Origin of the sequence: Flammeovirga sp. EKP202 (assembly GCF_014534745.1) — a bacterium.
Taxonomy (GTDB): domain Bacteria; phylum Bacteroidota; class Bacteroidia; order Cytophagales; family Flammeovirgaceae; genus Flammeovirga.
The window spans coordinates 12,274-30,107 of sequence record NZ_JACVVP010000036.1 but is presented as its reverse complement, the minus strand read 5'-3'; the positions used below and the strand labels follow the sequence as shown (position 1 = coordinate 30,107).

12 protein-coding genes are annotated in these 17,834 nt (G+C 35.4%); 7 read left to right on the top strand and 5 right to left on the bottom strand.

Annotated features, from left to right (window positions below; genetic code table 11):
* Nucleotides 1–23 precede the first annotated feature (23 nt).
* Nucleotides 24–1,415: a family 43 glycosylhydrolase gene (locus IC221_RS19820; RefSeq protein ID WP_188170624.1), complete on the top strand. Its 1,392-nt coding sequence runs from the start codon at nt 24–26 to the stop codon at nt 1,413–1,415.
* Nucleotides 1,416–2,087: 672 nt separating this feature from the next.
* On the opposite strand, the gene IC221_RS19815 is transcribed toward IC221_RS19820, so the two are convergent.
* Nucleotides 2,088–3,656 carry a PP2C family protein-serine/threonine phosphatase gene (locus IC221_RS19815; protein ID WP_188170623.1) on the bottom strand — a complete coding sequence of 523 codons (1,569 nt, stop codon included), beginning with the start codon at nt 3,654–3,656 and terminating at the stop codon, nt 2,088–2,090.
* The gene (locus IC221_RS19810) at nt 3,643–3,945 is read right to left on the bottom strand and encodes a DUF6787 family protein (protein ID WP_188170622.1); all 303 of its coding nucleotides are present in this window, start codon (nt 3,943–3,945) and stop codon (nt 3,643–3,645) included. The genes IC221_RS19815 and IC221_RS19810 overlap by 14 nt, the downstream gene beginning before the upstream one ends.
* 164 nt (nt 3,946–4,109) lie before the next feature.
* On the opposite strand from IC221_RS19810, the gene IC221_RS19805 reads away from it, so the two are divergent.
* A complete protein-coding gene (locus tag IC221_RS19805; protein ID WP_188170621.1) occupies nt 4,110–4,436 on the top strand; it encodes a DUF6686 family protein in 327 nt (108 codons plus the stop codon).
* A gap of 149 nt (nt 4,437–4,585) precedes the next feature.
* Here IC221_RS19805 and IC221_RS19800 read toward each other — a convergent pair whose 3' ends face one another.
* The 3 genes from IC221_RS19800 to IC221_RS19790 form a co-directional block, all read right to left on the bottom strand.
* Nucleotides 4,586–5,899 (bottom strand): PepSY domain-containing protein, encoded by a 1,314-nt coding sequence (locus tag IC221_RS19800; RefSeq protein WP_188170620.1) that lies wholly within the window; start codon nt 5,897–5,899, stop codon nt 4,586–4,588.
* Between the two features lie 65 nt (nt 5,900–5,964).
* Nucleotides 5,965–8,292 carry a TonB-dependent receptor gene (locus IC221_RS19795; protein WP_188170619.1) on the bottom strand — a complete coding sequence of 776 codons (2,328 nt, stop codon included), beginning with the start codon at nt 8,290–8,292 and terminating at the stop codon, nt 5,965–5,967.
* A gap of 126 nt (nt 8,293–8,418) precedes the next feature.
* On the bottom strand, nt 8,419–9,366 hold the full coding sequence (locus tag IC221_RS19790; protein ID WP_188170618.1) for an AraC family transcriptional regulator: 948 nt from the start codon (nt 9,364–9,366) through the stop codon (nt 8,419–8,421).
* A gap of 339 nt (nt 9,367–9,705) precedes the next feature.
* Here IC221_RS19790 and IC221_RS19785 point away from each other — a divergent pair, with 339 nt between their 5' ends.
* The 5 genes from IC221_RS19785 to IC221_RS19765 all read left to right on the top strand — a co-directional run bounded on the left by IC221_RS19785 (nt 9,706) and on the right by IC221_RS19765 (nt 17,660).
* Entirely contained in the window at nt 9,706–10,656 is a 951-nt protein-coding gene (locus IC221_RS19785) for a sirohydrochlorin chelatase (protein WP_188170617.1), read from the top strand.
* Nucleotides 10,657–10,891: 235 nt separating this feature from the next.
* The gene (locus tag IC221_RS19780; protein ID WP_188170616.1) at nt 10,892–12,340 is read left to right on the top strand and encodes an FMN-binding protein; all 1,449 of its coding nucleotides are present in this window, start codon (nt 10,892–10,894) and stop codon (nt 12,338–12,340) included.
* Nucleotides 12,341–12,849: 509 nt separating this feature from the next.
* Complete coding sequence (locus IC221_RS19775) at nt 12,850–15,051, top strand: TonB-dependent receptor (protein ID WP_188170615.1); 2,202 nt, start codon at nt 12,850–12,852, stop codon at nt 15,049–15,051.
* A 30-nt stretch (nt 15,052–15,081) separates the two neighbouring features.
* Entirely contained in the window at nt 15,082–15,831 is a 750-nt protein-coding gene (locus IC221_RS19770; protein ID WP_188170614.1) for an HmuY family protein, read from the top strand.
* Nucleotides 15,832–16,772: 941 nt separating this feature from the next.
* Entirely contained in the window at nt 16,773–17,660 is an 888-nt protein-coding gene (locus IC221_RS19765; protein ID WP_188170613.1) for a ChaN family lipoprotein, read from the top strand.
* Nucleotides 17,661–17,834: the final 174 nt, after the last annotated feature.

The following is a 17,834-nucleotide window of genomic DNA, read 5'->3' as shown; positions in this document are numbered from 1 at the left end:
CTTAATGTAATGATGTAAATAAAATGAGTGATTATTTAAAAGATTTTGTGAGACTACTACCCCTTTTGATGGTTTGTATTTTTGTAGGGTGTTCAACATCCCAAAAATCTCCTCAACTTACCTATGGGATTAACCCCGATGCACTGAAGATAGATGTAATTGTAGAGGAGCATGGTATGGCAGATCCACATGCTCTGATGAAAGGAGATACACTTTATATCATCTGTGGACACGATCAGACTTGGCATCCTATGACTTCTTTCCCCATGGATAGATGGGAAGTATGGTCCACTACTAATTTGAAAGATTGGGAATACCATAGGAGCATTCACCCTAAAGATTTATATATAGGTGATTTACCCAATTGTTTTGCTGGGGACATCTGCGAGAGAAATGGCAAGTATTATTGGTTTTTCTCTAATCGATATCATAATACAGGTGTGGCTGCAGCTGATCAAATAGACGGTGAGTACAAAGATTTACTTGGTGAACCCTTACTTCCAACAGATATCATAAAAGAGTCGCCTTATGATCCTGAAATTTTTGAAGAAGATGGCGTTTATACGATCTGTTTTGGTAGTGGAACTTATTATATGGCTACACTTTCAGAGGATATGAAATCGCTTACCACAGAACCTCAACCTATCTTGGTACAAACGAAGGAAGGTAAAAAAGTGAGAGTGAGTGATAAGTCGACTTTATTTAAAAGAGGAGATTGGTATTATCTGGTGTATGGTGACAAGTACGCTATGGCTAAAAATCTTTACGGTCCTTATGAATTTCAAGGCGCCTTTTTGGAAGGAGGTCATACGAGCTTTTTCGAATGGACTGATGGACAATTGTATGTTTTACAAGAAAATCATGATATCAGTGCTTTTTACAGAGGAGCAAGCTTAAAACCAGTATTTTTTAATCAAGACAATACCATTTTGATTCCTGAAGATGACCGAATGTATCCTGCTCCAGGAAGGCCTTTCCAATTTAAGAAAAGTACGATGGGGTGGATGGCACTCAATGGCACAAAAGTGGTCTATGATGAAGGTAAAATTAAGGGAGAAATTGATGAAAATAATGCAACTATTCAAAGTGCTCCTTGGCTATATACGCAGTCTGATCTTTGTTCGAAAGTAACTTTCCAAATAAAAAATAATACGAAGGCAGAAGAAATGAAATTTGCAATTTATTCTAGAGATGAGGGGAGAGGTTTCTGGAAAACAGGTACAGGACAGCTGGATTGGAGTGCTCAGCAGTGGGTTAGTATTCCAATTACTCCCAATCAAAGTGAATTCAAAACATACACTATAGATCTAGCGGAATTTTCAGATATAAAATCAAGAATTATGCAAGTGGCACTACAGCCTGCAGTGGGTGTGAATGAAGGGAAATGGGAGATTGATCAAATTATGATTCACTAAAATTGTAAAAAGAAGGATGAGGGAAGAAGTCCATCTGATTTCCTTATCCTTTATTACATTGTAAGTACTAAGTCAAAAATAAATGATAACTAATTCTTATTTATTTTTTGGGAGTACAACGCTAAAAAACGTATGAATAGTGGTTCTATTTAGCGTTTTTTAAAGGAAGTAATCGCAAAATAATAAATAGAATTAGTGGTATATAATTTTGTCTTAGTACTTATACTAAATTATCGTCAACTTTCAATCGACCTTTCTGCAAGCATTTATAGAATTAACTTCCAAGCTTCTTTCCTCTTCATTTTTGTCTTGAAACAAAAACGAAGCAAAAAATTCAAGGCTTAGAAGTCAAAAGCTAAATTCCATTTCTCTCGCCTAAATGATTTTAAACTCGCTGCGCTCAAACAGCAAAATCATTTTTAACGGCTCATTCCATGAAATTCTTAACGCTTTTCCCTTCAAGGCCGAGGGGGAGACTACTAAATGATTATCTGATTACATATCAAAAGACAAAGGTTTTATAATTATCTTCTAAAATGCAGTGGTGTAGGGACGTTTTAGTAAAACGTCCTCGCGAACCATAATACACTACCATTAATCCTTCATAAAAGGAGTTATATTAATTAACTAAAATTTAGTTTACAATGTATTCAGTCTTATGAACTATTACTATCAAAAACGGAACCCAGCAACCAACACATCATCCACCTGAGTATTATCTTCATCCTTGGCATTTTTCCATTTAAGGAATTCTGAATCCAACAATTGCTTTTGTATCGCAGTTGGTTCAGTTGCGATTTTCTGTAAGAAAGACCTGAATTGATTGCCAGTGTATTTTTTATCTAAAATACCTCCAAACTGATCTCTGAACCCATCAGAATACAAATACATCATCATACCTGGCTCAATGTCTATTGTAATATTTTGGCATTTATTGATAGGTGAAATATTTCCTCCGATATAGTAACGACCTCCTCTATAAAACTCTATTCCTTCTTTCTTTACAAATAAAACAGGGCTTTTAGCACCACAAAAAGTAATACTATTTTGGTCATGGTAAAGAGGCACGCGGATGACTGATAAAGCCATACCATCATTGTTATGAGTAGAGTTTTGTTGTAATAAGGTATTAAGACGAAGGTGCATTTTCTCAATAATATAGAGAGGATCATCTACATTTTCTTGTGTAACAAGACGGTTCAGAATAGAAATGCCCAACATACTCATTAAGGCACCGGGTACGCCATGTCCGGTACAATCACCGACAACAATGATTTGAGCATTTTCGGATTTTCCAAACCAGTAAAAGTCACCACTTACAATATGTTTGGGAGCAGAGTAATTAAAATATTCCTTTACCTTTTCAACGTTGTAGAAAGGCAGTGGCAGCATAGCATTTTGAATGCGTTGTGCATACTGCAAGCTTTCTTGCATATCATTGTAATGGTTGGAAAGTATATCTTTTTGTTGATTGATAAATTCTTTTTGTGATTGGAGTTTTTCGTTTTGCTCTAAAGTCAATTGGAACAACGAGTCCGATTTTGTTTTTTCTTCCTTTAGTAAAATATGACTTTTAAAGTGCCTGAAGGTATTGTTGTATTTGACAAAAAGTACAACGATACTGATAATGCTGACAGCAATGAAATTAGGAATATCATAAGAAGAGGAAAAAGCTCCGTATTGATAGTAAATAGCGGTTGTAAAAGTAGAGGCACCAACACCGATAATACCAATTGCAACAGAGGTGGGCATTATACTATATATTAATGCCGTAAATTGAAATCCAGTAATAACGTATAACCCCGAAAGAAAATAATCGGGTTGCTCATAAGCGAGAAAAGCCACGGCATACAAACTATAAATAATAGAGGTAATGGTGACGGTATACATTGGAATCCAATAGTTTTTTAGTTTTCCGTCTTTTGAATTTGTAAAACGAAGAACGATTAAAACTAAAGAAAAAATGATAGAAGGAATTCTACTGAATGTAAAAAGAGAGGAAGGTTCAAATACTCTAAAGTCATCTAATACATAGTAAGAGATGATCATCAGATAACTTATAAAGAAAAAAGGTATGGCAGAATAGCACTTTCTGATACGTTCTTGACGGTATAAAGCTAGTAAGTGGTCATCCTCTTTAGATACAGTAAATGGAAGAAGCATAAATAAAATTGCTGGCCCAGAAAATAATAATATGAAAGTTGAAGGAACAAGAGTGTGACAAGAGCTATTTTTTGCCAATCATTCTTCTAAACATTCGTTTTTCGAATTCCCAGAAAAATTTAAACTGTCCCAGAAGTGTTCCCCAAATAAGAAGAAGCACCTGATAACAAGGGAGACCAATAAAGAAAAATGCAAGTACTCTGATCCAAGTACTGGTCTCACTGGTAATGCCAAATAATGGATAAACATAAGGCTTTACAGTGTACATAAATGTTGTACCAGTGAGTGCAAAGACAAGTAATATAACACCTACTTGCCAACCACTTTTAACGTTCCACCTCTTTTTTAGTGTATCTATAAACCCCATATTATCGACTTAAATTGTAAACCAAAGTTAGTGAAAAAAGTATTAAGATATGTTTATTCTCATATAATTTATGAGCATTTCATTGTAAATCAAAATTTGTTATTTATATTTGATCTAAATAAAAATAATAAACAAACAATCGAGTCATAAAAAAGCATTGTGAAATGTGTAGAGCAAAGAAATTATACTCAGAAAAAGAACTAATTATAAGTCAATGTCAGGATTGTAAAAAAGTAGGTATACATCTGAAAGGCCTATTATTCAATTTTGAACAAAATGAATTTTTCAATTACGCTAAAAAGATATCAAGTATCGATTTTCATCAACATTCATTTCAATTTGATGATGGAGAAGGAAGGTTGATTTTGAAGACAAAAGATAAACAAGTGAATTACTGTTTGAGTCATGAGGAGTTTGAAGACCTGAAGACAGGAATGCAGATTGCCCTATTAATGATTGAAACAGAAAAGATCTTGAGCAAAGCATCATAACCCAATAAACTTGCTATATGAGATAAGTTTATAAAATTCCCTATCGGCTAGAGGTTCTAGTCATGATAAAGTGTCGATCAACGATGATTCTTCGTTGAAGTTTCCTATAATTTTTTATGAGATTAGAAAATCTTAATCACATTTAAACCTCAACTATTTATATGGTTGAGGTTTTTTGTTTTGAAGTACCGAATAAGTCGGTATAGAATATAGATGCAGATCAGTCCATAAAAAGCAGGAGTAGTAATAGTACTTGTAGGGTAGTCGGCGCCAAAAGTAATACTTGAGTAAGCGATCAATAGGGTGATCAATAAAATTCCTAAAGTAAAACCATAAATGATATTGGAGGTCGTCAAGAGAGGATGTTTTTGCACTCTTTTCTTCTCCGTTCTTTTGTAATAAACAAAGAAACCACTGATCCCTAAAAAGCCTCCAATCAACCCCAAAAAGCAGTAGATCACTTTCAATCCTGTACCCCAAAAATCTCCAAAATGCAAGGCTTCTTGCATATAGAAAATATGGCTTCCTATTCCTGTTTTTCGTAGATCAAGTTTATAAACCGGTGATAAATCGCCTTTATCAAAGACGACAAAATTGGTTTGCCTTTCATAGGGCATTCTAGGTATATTACCAAAAACAGAAACCGTTCGACTACCGTCAGCAGAGGATTTGATTTTTAAGGAAGTCAACTCAGGAAATTCTTTTTTGACTTGTGTCTGAAGATGGATGAAATCAATCGCTGTTCGGTTATCTTCTGATTTTGACAAAGGAAATTCGGTAGGTTTGTAGATACCTGGACGGTCGCCCATTAGAGGTTTTTGGATTTTGGGTTGCAATCCCAGCCAAGCCCCAGTAATGGCAATGATCAAATGGAAAACAATGGTGGCCAAACCAATAAATTTATGGAGGTCAGCCCATTTCTGACGGCTTCTTTTGGTTCTGACTTTACCAAACTTTTGCTTTTTTGTAAAATCAAAATACAATGGAATACTCACGGTAAGTGAAATGAGCATACATACGCCTGCCAGTCCTACCCATTGTCTTCCATACCAGTGATCAAATAATCTAACGTGGATATTTCTAATAAAAAACGACACAGTTTTATACATGTCTCTTTCTCCTACTACCTCACCATTGTAGGGATTGAAAAAAACTTCTTTTGCAATATTACGTCCTTCTTCTTTAAGTCTAAATGATACTTTCCATGAGCGATCAACAGCTTCGGCAGGTTCAACAATATAACCGCTATGTTCGGGGTATGTATCAAGAATAGCGTAGATGTATTGATTGACGTTTCCTACCTTTTCTTGGGGAGGAACATAAAATAATTCCTTATTTAATAAGTGATCTATTTCAACTTTGAAAACAGCCAAAGCACCTGTAAAACTCAATATACAGATTACAAGACCACTATATAGTCCTAGCCAGCTATGCCATTTCCAAAGTTTCTTTTTATTCATCATATTGTTCCGTAGGGGCAGTCCTATGTGACTGCCCGCTGTATATTTTGTGTACCCCGAAAAAGGTATTAGAATTTATAAGTCAAACCAATAGTGAAATTCCTTGGTGCACCAGGGAAAACTCTATCATAACTGTAACCGCCTACATAATAAGTTTCGTTTGTAATATTTTTGAGATTGGCTGAGATTCTGAAGTTTTTAAAATTATAATACATAGCCGCATCCCAAAGCAAATAATCGTCCAAGACAAGATCTGTAGTATTCGTATTTCTCTGACCAATATATTGACCACCAAAGCCAACACCAAACCCTCTTAGAGTACCCTCTAGGAAATCATATTTAGCCCAAAAACCTGCTTGGTTTTGAGGAGCATTTTCCTTTTGTTTTCCGATTTCATCAGGATTATCTGACTCGGTGATAATGGCGTTGTTGAAGGCATAATTAGTCGTTAAACTTAGGTTTTTTGTGATTTGTCCGTTGACTTCAATTTCAAAACCTTTCGATTGTTCTTGGCCTCTTTGTATCAGACGATCCACATCATTAGGGTCTTGTACCAAAATATTGTTGACCGTGATCCAATAGACAGAGGTAGTTGCAGACAACCTTCCATCGAAAAACTCTCCTTTCAAACCTGTTTCCCACATGCTGGAGATTCTCGGATCAAAAGGTCCTCCATTTTGCTCAGCATTCATACCAAAGTCTTGTGGTTCAAAACCTTCAGTGTACGTACCGTATAAGTTAATGGTATTCGTCAACTCATAGGTGATGCCTAAACGGGGAAGTAATGCCGATTGCTCTTTGGTTAGTTCATTACCATTTTCCAAACGTACATCTTTATAAAACTCTTGACGGAGCCCTACTAATACATTTAATTTCTTGTAATTGAGTTGTTCTTGAATGTAAAAACCAGTGGTGTAGTTTTTAGTATATGCTGTAGTTCCCATGTGGATAGTTCTTTTCGGGTCGAAATCATAATCCGCAGGGTTGCTATTTCCGTATTGAGGATTATCCAAATCAAAATTAGGAACACCCTGAGCTTCACCACGAGCTTGTCTCTCGTTTTTATCATATATTTTTTCACTGTAATCCATTCCTACCATTACAGTATGTTTTACTTTACCGGTATTGAATTTTGAAACAAAGTAGTTGGTGATATTATCAGAGTTCTTGTATTCCTCTCTTTCCACGTAACGCATCTCAAGTACACTTGGAGTAATGTACTTTCCGTTCGTTCTGTGCTCAGCTAAATCTGAATTAGATCTAAACATCAAATAAGAAGAGTTAAACGACAGCCAGTCTGTAATTTTTTGATTCCAAGAAAATGTAATGTATAAATCTTCATTATTCATATGATCTCCCGGCTGAGAAGTAGACAAGTTGATAGGCGTTTGATTCAAATCTTTACTTCCTTCGTAATTGGGTTTCCCTCGGTCAAGGATTGTATTGTTTTTCATGTAAACCATGTCCACATTGAACCTTGTATTATCAGAAGGAATGTATGAAATGGATGGGGCAACATAATACGATTCGCCACCACTATTGTCTCTGAAAGTATCTGTGGTTTGGTATCCAGCGTTTAAACGATAAAGCAATTTTTTGTTGTTAGTAAGTGGACCTGTAACATCAACATTAGCGCTGTACGTATTAAAACTACCTGCAGAAACGGTTGCTGTACCTTGTTGTGTAGTTAAAGGTTTTTTGGTTACGAAGTTGATGGTACCACCCGGGTTAGCATTGGCAAATAAAGCTGAGGCTGGTCCTTTGATAACTTCCACTCTTTCATAAAGCCCAATAATAGGTTGAGTCCATGAATTTAAGTTGGTTTTCAGACCGTTGACCAATTGACCATCTTGGTTTCTGTACCCTCTCACTGCAAAGTCATTATATATAGTGTACTGACTTACACCTGCAATATTTCTTACAACATCACCTAAATAGTAGGCTTGCTGATCGATAATTAATTCTTTTGTAACGGTAGAAATGGATTGAGGAACATCTTTGATAAGCGTCCCCGTTCTTGTTGCACTAAAAGTATAGGAGTTGTTGTAGGATTCTTCTTCTACTCCAAGTATTTCTACTTGCTGAAGTTCTCTAGTATTTTCTTTTAAAGTAAGAGACAGGTTCAAATCTTCTCCACTTTTGATCTCAATATTTGTGACAGATTTCTCATAACCAACAAAATAGGCAATAAGTTGGTGTTGACCTTCAGGGACATTTTTTAATGTAAAATGACCTTCATTAGTAGTCGTTTGACTGATACTTGTATTGAGTATACCCACACTTACACTCGGAAGTGCTTCTCCATTTTGATCTGTTACTTTACCTGACACGGATTGTTGAGCTAACAGAATAATTGGAGATAGTAATAAAATTAGGGTAAGTCTTAAAATAGTCATGGTCTAATAAAGTGAATTGTTTCAGTTGCAAACATAATCCTTTATTTAGACTGATTCCATTTTGCGGATTGTTACTTTTTTAATAATTCCAAATTAACAGATGGTAGGTGGTTGATTTAAAAGATGTTAATTGAAGTTTTTTCGGTATTGATTCGGTGTTTGTCCAGTATTTTTCTTGAAGGCATAGGAGAAATGTGCTCCTTGTTGATAGCCTATTTTTTCAGAAATAGAAGATATTGGTAGGTCTGTTGTTTCTAAAAGTTCCTTAGCGTATTCAATTCTTTTTCTGGTGGCATATTCAAAGATCGTTTCATTGAAAGCTTCTTTAAAATACTTTTTTAGATAGGAGGTGTTTAACCCTACGTTCTTGGCTAATTCTGTAATCGAAAATTGAATATGAAGCTTTGAGTCAATAAGGCTTTTGATTTGATCCAATTGTTCTTGGTAGGGATGAATGGAGTCAATATCAGGTAGTGTTTCAAGGTCATCGGTAATTTCAGAAAGCACTTCAAATATCTTCGCATTCAGAAACATCAACTGACAAACACCCCTTTTGGTTGATTGATTGATTTCTTCTATGTAAACAGAAAGTTGTTTAGAAATTGAAAAAGATAATCGATCGTTATCATTAAATACCGCCAGTATAAGTTGCTTTAAAGAAGGATGGAAAAGCCCTTGTTCAAAGTAATTTTCTCTTAGTTCGATGATCAAAATATTGATCGGTTTGGTAAGGTTTAACTCAAAACTCCTGTCAATTGTATTAAAAAAGGTGGCAGTTTGAGGTTTGATCTTATGAACTTTTTCTTGATGAGAAGACCACTCCACTTCGTTCTTTTGATCTAAGTTAAATACAATACACTTACTCTTTGTGGCTACATGAAATGCTTCATGTTTAAATAAACATTTTTCTAGTTGAATTAAATAAATAGCCCATGACTCATAAGAGATCGCTTTCACATCACCCGTTCCGAAGTGAGGTAAATACTGCCTATGTTCATTTAATAATCCAAATTCTTCTTTTGAAGAAATAATGACTGTATTCTGCTTATTTATTTTATTAAAAAAGTGAAGCATTGCTTTATTTTCTGATCGGAAAAAAATCTGATAACCTAATTAAATTGATTAGTTGTAGTGTCGAATTATAATAGATTTCTCTAATAATTTCTATCACAAAAGTAGTTTAATTTAGATTAATTAAAAATAGTAAAAGAGTTGTGATTCTGTTTTTATAAACATAATTAAATTGTATTAATCTAGTAATCAGTTATTTACTGTTATTGTTGAGGTGTTTTATCGAATGGTGTAAGTAATGTTTTTCCGATTTCGAAAAAATGATTTCCGTTTTCGATAAACCTTTAAGCATCTTTCACCCTACATTTGTAGTATCCTTATTTAGATTAATTACAAATAACAATGAAATTATTCAACTCATTCCTTTTCGCTTTAGTATCATTGGTTGCTTTTTCTTGTGCAACAGGAGAGAAGAAAAACCAAGAGAGTGAAACTGCATCCAATTCAACTACAGGTGAAAAAATCGGTGTATTATTGGTAAATCATGGATCTCACTCTAAAGGGTGGAGACAAATGCTAAAAGATATTGAGATAGACGTCAAAGATGATATCATGAAAAGTGGTGAAATCACTGACGTTCGTACAGCATTTATGGAGTATACAGAGCCATCAATTGCTACTCAAATGAAGAAATTTGATGAAGAAAACTACGATAGAGTAATTGTAGTGCCCATCTTCTTGACGATTTCATCACATACCTCTAACGATATTCCGAACATTGTTGGATTAGCCAATGATCCTAAGGTAAAAGCAAGCTTAAAAGAAGAAGGAATAGAGACGTATACTTCTAAAGCAAGAGTGATTGTAACACCACTTTTAGATTTCCCTACAGTATTAAAGAAAAATATTACACGCAGAGCCAAAGCATTATCTAACGGTTCTGGTGACGAAGGTGTAGCTTTAATCGCTTATGGTGATGAGGAGTTTAACCAACAATGGGAAGAAATGGTAGAGGATATCGGTCGTTATTTAAAAGCACAAACAGGTATTGGTTCTATTTCTTACGGATGGTGCGGTCACTTAGTAAGATACTCTTCTGAACCTACGAAAAAAGCCATTGATCAAATCTTAGATTTAGAAGAAAGAGCAATCGTTATCCCAGTATTAGTAGCCAATGATGAGCACTTCCAAGGTGAAATCATCCAAAAAGGTGTGGATATGGTAGCAGATCAAAAGCGTGTAGTTTACAAGCAAGATGCGATTCTTCCAGATGCGAATATCAATAAGTGGGTGGTCAAGATCGTAGCGGAAACTGTTGCTGAAGTAAAAGGTAAAACAGTAGCTACTAAATAGTAATTAATATGTTTCAAGTGTTAAGCGATAGCGTCACTTGGAACTGACTTTTGGCGAAGTCTCCCGACTTCGATGACAAAAGACCTCCTGTACTTCGAAGTCGGGAGACTTCGCCAATATTGTATCACAAGTGACGCCTACCGGCTTAACACTTGCGATATTAAAGAAAGACAATATTAAGTTTATATAATTCCGTTATTTGAAAGTGTAATACCGGTTTTGTAGAAGTAGATTTATGAAACAGCAATTAAAAATAGATTATAGAAAGTCTATTCTTACTATCCTTGTTTTTGGTGTGTTTGGATTCTTCGCATATTATGGTCCATTGGAAAGAACTGACTTACATGAGAATATTTCGACCATCGAAAATGAATTCTTTGCTCCAAAATTAGTAACCGATTTTGCTGTGAAGCATACCGTGCAAGCAGGGATGATTTCAGAGGGGAGAAGTTATGTGTTGGGGGAATATGGTATGGTAAGACCAATTGCTAAAAAACGAACAAAAGAAGCTGGAATGATTTCTTTTCATTCTGGAATGGGCGAATCACTTCACAATAAGGAGTGGGCCCAAGACATTGCAACAAGACTAAAAGAGAAATATGAAAATGATGCAGAGGTAGTCGTAAAGATGAAAGGAGACCTTTGCTATGCAGAAATTTATCAAAGCGGAAGACTAAGATCACTTTACTTTGAGAATATGCTTCACAACACTGTTCAAGGCTTTTCTGGACCTATTTATATGGGAATGGAAATGACCTTGGGAGGCATGTTGAATGAAGTATCCTACATTACTTCAAAAGAAACTGAAAGCTACTTAAGAAAAGTATTAAGAAGTTCATATTTAGACCAGTACAGAAACTTAAGTACAAGAGATAATGATCATGTGATTGATGCCATTTCAGGAGCAACAATTACTACAAAAGCAATGGCAGATGGGGTTACGGAAGCGTTTACAGTTACGGCACCTCAAATTTTGTCGACCTATTATGACTATGATTTGGACGGCTTCCATGTACAAGCAGAATTAACGTATTGGTGGATTGTACACATCATTGTCATCGGAGCAATATTCTTATTTGCAATGTTGCCACAGATTAAGAAAACAAAGAAAACTAGATTGGCAGTTTCTATTTTCACAATGGCTTATATCGGTTTTGGAATGAACTCTTCGTTCACTTACATCACTTATCTGATGCCATTTATGGGAACGGAAGTCTCTCTTTTCTTGAGCATATATGCATTGATGACATTACTTTCAGCAATTTGGGGCAAAAATGCCTATTGTTCTTATGTATGTCCATTTGGAGCAGCACAGATGATCTCTTTGAAATATTCACCATTCAAATCAAAGAAATTATTCATCACCAACAAACAAGCGGAATACATCCGATATGCTTTGACAATCGTTCTTTTCGGAGGTTTTGTCTACGGTTATAAAGAGTTTGGTAACTATGAGTTGTTCCCCGATTTATTCAGTAGCGAATTCTCATCGTATTGGTTTTACGTCTCTCTTGCATTCATAGGAATATCGGTAAAATACCCGATGCTTTGGTGTAGAGTGGCATGTCCCACGGGATGCGTATTGGATAGTTTGAAAGACCTTTCTACTGTCAAAAATGCGAAAAAGACGGGCAAGAAAATTACGATCCAACGTCCTCAGAAAGTTGCCGTAGTTGCGAGATAGAGGTGTTGTGAGGAAAGAATGAAGAGGTAAGAGGTAAGAGGTAAGAGGGAAAAGGGAAGAGGTAATGGTTCGTGGGGTGGTGCTTAAAATAGAATGTTGTTTTGAAGAACCACTGCAACGGAGACAGCACTTTAGTGTTGTTGGAGTCAATATCACTAGCCCATGACTTCAGTCATGGTGCACATTAATATTCGAACTATTGGATTCACTCCTTATTAATTTGGTAGTGTACTCCCTACGGCCTTGAAGAGAAAAGCGTTAAGAATTGCATGTATTGAGCCGTTAAAAATGATTTTCCTGTTTGAGCAGAGCGAGTTTAAAATCATTTAGGCGAGAGGAATGGAATTTAGCTTTTGACTTCTAAGCCTAGCTTTTTTTGCTTCGTTTTTTCAGCAATGGAAAAAATGAAGAAGAAGGGTGATTGAAAGTAGACCATTGAAAGCTTGCAGGAATATCGATTGATAGTTTACAAAGAACTAATAAATCCATACAAAATATGGAAAATAGATATGATAAATAAAATTACAATTTGTGTGTTGATGTTCTTCTGTACATTGAATGCATTAGCACAAGTTCCCGAAGTAACCTTGGAAGTTGTAGATACAGCGGAGGGCTTACCATTGGTGGGAGCACACGTTTGCTTGATTTCAGCTTCGGGTGAAAAGCATTATTACTCAACGGATGAGAAAGGAAAAGCGGTCATAGCATTTAATGAAAAAATGCAATGCACGGTTTCTTACACTGGCTTTAAAACCAAAGAGCTAGTGCTTGAAGAAGGTAAAACAATCAAGGTGAAATTGAAGACAGATCTTTTAATGCTGGATCAAGTAGTGAAAACAGCAAGTGTGGAACCCGAACGTGTGGATCAGTCTATTTATAGAATAGGTATTATCACTGCTGATAATATGGAGAAACAAGGGGTACAGAATATTCGAGATGCGTTACGTTTTCAACCGAACATTAACCTTGTAGAAGATGGTGTGCTTGGTAGTCAGATCATCATGCAAGGTTTGAAAGGACAGCATGTGAAGTTTTTAATTGATGGGATGCCTATCGTTGGTCGTCAGGATGGAAATATAGATTTGTCTCAAATTGATATGTCGCAGGTAGATCATATTGAAATTATCGAAGGACCAATGTCAGTGGTTTACGGTTCGAATGCTCTGGCAGGAACAATCAACATCATTACCAAAGAGAATAAATACTATAGTATGTCTGTTGATGCAGGAGCTTATGCAGAATCTATCGGACAACTGAATGGTAATGTCAGTGCTCAGGGAAATAAAGGAAATTCAAAATTTGGTATCTCAGGAGGTTATAGATATTTCAATGGTCATGATAAGGATCCGTCTGATCGCAGTATGAATTGGAATCCTAAAAAACAAATCAATGCGGATGCTTATTACGGTGTAAAACTGTCAGGTTGGGATACAAAATTCGGGATACGATTAAGTAATGATGACCTTACGCTTAAAGGAGATTACTTGGCACCTTATAGAGCAATTGATCAGAATTTTATTACACAAAGAATGACCTACTATGGTCAATTTGATAAAACATTTAGAGATAATTCCTCTTTGGTAGGTCAAATCTCTTATAACACTTACAAAAGAACAGGACAGGAGTATGTGGTGAAAGAAGACTTGAATGAAGAAGATAAAAAAGGAGATCCTACAGTCGATCGATTTGAAACTCTGAATGCACGTCTTTCTTATGGAAAAGCATTGAATGCATGGTTGAAATGGCAGTTGGGATACGAACTGAATCATGAAACAGGTGAAGGAGATAAAATAGAATCTGGAACGGCATTGATTGAAAACTCTCTTTGGTCAGATCTTAAAATTAATTTGACAGAACAATTGGTATTACAGCCTGGAGTGAGATACATCAACCATAATACTTACGCCGCTCCTTTGATCTATTCTACTCATTTAAAATGGAACACGGAGAACAACTGGTCGAGTAGAATATCGGTAGCCAAAGGTTTTAGAGCACCAAGTATGAAGGAACTCTATATGGAGTTTGTAGATTTTAATCATAGGATTTTTGGGAATGAAAACTTAAAACCAGAAACTTCATACAGTCTAACGGCTACTGTTTCAAAAGCAATAGATGTAACCGAAACCTCAGCCTTGAAATATGAAATATCAGGTTTCTATAATCATCTCAATGATGTCATTGAACTAGCAATGGGCGAAGACGGAGTGTCTTACTTCTATCAAAATGTTTCTCAGAAGAGAACACATGGTGGGACTTTTTCCGTGAATTATAATAATAATAACCGCTTGAAAATGAATGCAGGTGTAACACTGACAGGGATTGGTTATGATTTTTTTGATTCAGGAGATTTTGATTTTACTTATTCAACAGATTTCGTGGCAATGGCGGCTTATTTCTGGCCGAAGTTAGACCTCTCGATGCAGTTGGACTATAAATATACTGGTAGAAGGGTGCAGTTGCTTATGGTAGATGTTGAAGAAAGTCAATTAGAAGAAGGAACTGTAGATTCTTACAACATGCTGAATTATTCAGTAACAAAGAATTTTAAGAATAAACGCTTTGCTCTCAACGCAGGAGTGAAGAACATTTTAGATGTAACAGATGTGACCAATACCACTCAGGGAGGGGCACATTCTGGAGGATCGAATATGTTGATTGCTTGGGGAAGAACTTATTTTATTTCTCTAAAGTATCATCTCAACAAGATTTAATTATAACAACAAATTTTTATACTAATTACGATGAAAAAGTCAATTTTCGCTAGTCTACTATTATCAGCTGCCTTATTCTCATGTTCAGAAGAAGAGGATGTAGTAATAACTCAACCATTACCACCGGTATTGGATGGTTCATCTTATGAATTACAAGTGCCATTATACAGCACTCCAGATGTATATGAAGAAGGGTTTAATCACCACACACAACAAGTAGAAGAAATAAAATTGAGCTACAACCGTCAAGTATTTGTAGACCTTGATGCAGCTTCATTAACTTCAAATGCAGATACGCTTGGGTATCACTACAACGACGAAGAGTATGTGAAATTTGATGTTTGGGATACGGATAAAGATCATGCAGAAGGTTCTGAAGGTTGGGATATCGTATTGGCTTATTACAATGGTAAAGCACATGACGGTACAGATTATGTTCCTTATATGATGACAGGTGGTTTGATCAACAAAGGTGAAGTAAAAGCGATTCGTTTGAACAAAGAAGAATTGGAAGAAGAAGGAGAGACTTTCATTTCTTATGATGAAGTTTCTTACGAAGACGCAATGAACTTAACATTGTCATCAGAAGTTGATGCAATTGGTTCTGATTGGAAAGCATTAGATTTTGCTACATTCACTTATAAAATCGTTGAAAACCAATACTATATTATTGAAACGACTGATGGAGTATTCTTTAAATTAGCATTTACAGGTTTCTACAACGATGATTTAGAGCAAGGTTATCCTGCTTTCAAATTCCAACGTTTGATAGCAGAATAATTATCGTGATATCTGCAAGGATGAAGTCCTTGTTAATCTAATTAAGAAGTGTGTAAAGCCGTGGCCTTTTATAAGGTTACGGTTTTCATTCTGTAAAAACAATACGGTTAATTGTGTGGTTTAGTGTATTGTAAATCATTTTTAGTTTCGTTTGTGGAGTATCTGTCAAAGTAAATTGACAAAATACCGCACACCATGACTGAAGTCATGGGCAAGTGATACAGCCTCCATCAACACTAAAGTGTTACTTATGTTACCAACCTTCAAGACTTCAGTCTTGATGAGGTTGAACTATCACCTGCCCATAGTTTTAACTATGGTGCACGAAACATCTGAGTGCTTAACACATTGTAAACTAAATTTTCGTTAATTAATACAACTCCTTTTATGATGAATTAATGGTAGTGTATTGTGGTTCGCGAGGACGTTGCAATGCAACGTCCCTACAGAACTGCATTTTAGAAGGTTATTATAAAATCTTTGTCTTTCGGCATGTAATCAGACCATTATTTAGTAGTATCTCCCTTGGCCTTGAAGGGAAAAGCGTTAAGAATTTCATGAAATGAGCCGTTAAAAATGATTTTCTTGTCTGAGCTTTAGCGAGTTTAAAATCATTTAGGCGAGAGGAATGGAATTTAGCTTTTGACTTCTAAGCCTAGATTTTTTGCTTCGTTTTTCATCAATGGAAAAATGAAGAAGAAGGAAGCTTGAAAGTAGGACATAAAAGCTTGCATAATAATTGATTGAAAGTTTACGGTAATTTAGTTTACAGCGTGTTTAACGCTTTTTTAAAAGTTGATGATAACGTAGTTTATTCTGTATTTTCTATTGAAATCATCACAATTTAGAAAGAGAAAAGCCACTTTTCATACCAGAAAATAAGTTGCATTCCATCAAAATTAAACTCGTCGAATTTCACAAAAAGTCTTTAACTTAAAGTCATGAAAAAAAATATTATCACCTTGCTATTGACCCTTTATGCAGTAGCAGCATTTTCACAAACGCCATTGAAAGCTTACCAAATCTTTGACAAAGAAGGAAAAGAAGTCACTTTTGAGGAAATGGCCGAAAGTCTTTCGAACTATGATGTTGTGTTTTTTGGAGAATTGCACAACAACCCAATTGCCCATTGGTTACAATTTGAATTAACAAAATCATTAGCAGAACAAAAAAACAATGAGATTGTGCTTGGAGCAGAAATGTTCGAAAAGGACAATCAATTAGTATTGGATGAGTATTTACAAGGTTTTATCAAAGAAGCGGTTTTAATCAAAGACGGTAAAGCATGGGACAATTATAAAACGGATTATGCTCCTTTAGTAGATTTTGCTAAAGTACATAACATCCCATTTATTGCCACTAACGTACCAAGAAGATACGCGAGTCTTGTTTCTAAAAAAGGATTGGCAGAGTTGGAGACATTAAGCAAAGAAGCGAAGAAAAACTACATTGCCCCTTTGCCTATCGAAGTACCTTACGAAAATCCATCTTACAAAGAAATGGAGCAAATGATGGCAGGGCACGGCATGACCGGAAAAGCAAAGCAATTTGTAGAAGCACAAGCCATCAAAGATGCAACAATGGGATATTCTATTGTGGAAGGATTGAAGAAGAAAAATAAGGGCAAATTATTCTTACACTATAATGGTGACTTCCATTCCAAAAATCATGAAGGAACTGTTTGGTATGTCAATCATTATAATAAAAATTTGAAAGCAGGTGTTATTGCTTTTGGGCAGCAAACTGATCTTTCAAAACTATCTGATGAAAACAAAGGAACCAACGAATTTACCATTATATGTAATAGCAATATGACAAAAACCTTCTAGAAGAAGAGTAGATATAGTATTAAAAAAAAATTAAGAAGAGCATGTTTAGCACTTTATTTTGATGAAAATAAGGGGTTAAACATGCTCTTTTTCGGTAAAATGATTTTTTTTTGAAAAAAATAAAAAAAAACTGAGTACACCGGAAGGTTATGGTCCTTTATTGGATTGAAACTT

Excerpts from the sequence above, each read along its gene's own strand:
- IC221_RS19790 (WP_188170618.1), bottom strand. The coding sequence starts at position 9,366 with ATGCTTCACTTTTTTAATAAAATAAATAAGCAGAATACAGTCATTATT.
- IC221_RS19765 (WP_188170613.1), top strand. The coding sequence starts at position 16,773 with ATGAAAAAAAATATTATCACCTTGCTATTGACCCTTTATGCAGTAGCA.
- IC221_RS19780 (WP_188170616.1), top strand. The coding sequence starts at position 10,892 with ATGAAACAGCAATTAAAAATAGATTATAGAAAGTCTATTCTTACTATC.
- IC221_RS19785 (WP_188170617.1), top strand. The coding sequence starts at position 9,706 with ATGAAATTATTCAACTCATTCCTTTTCGCTTTAGTATCATTGGTTGCT.
- IC221_RS19770 (WP_188170614.1), top strand. The coding sequence starts at position 15,082 with ATGAAAAAGTCAATTTTCGCTAGTCTACTATTATCAGCTGCCTTATTC.
- IC221_RS19775 (WP_188170615.1), top strand. The coding sequence starts at position 12,850 with ATGATAAATAAAATTACAATTTGTGTGTTGATGTTCTTCTGTACATTG.
- IC221_RS19805 (WP_188170621.1), top strand. The coding sequence starts at position 4,110 with ATGTGTAGAGCAAAGAAATTATACTCAGAAAAAGAACTAATTATAAGT.
- IC221_RS19795 (WP_188170619.1), bottom strand. The coding sequence starts at position 8,292 with ATGACTATTTTAAGACTTACCCTAATTTTATTACTATCTCCAATTATT.
- IC221_RS19800 (WP_188170620.1), bottom strand. The coding sequence starts at position 5,899 with ATGATGAATAAAAAGAAACTTTGGAAATGGCATAGCTGGCTAGGACTA.
- IC221_RS19810 (WP_188170622.1), bottom strand. The coding sequence starts at position 3,945 with ATGGGGTTTATAGATACACTAAAAAAGAGGTGGAACGTTAAAAGTGGT.
- IC221_RS19820 (WP_188170624.1), top strand. The coding sequence starts at position 24 with ATGAGTGATTATTTAAAAGATTTTGTGAGACTACTACCCCTTTTGATG.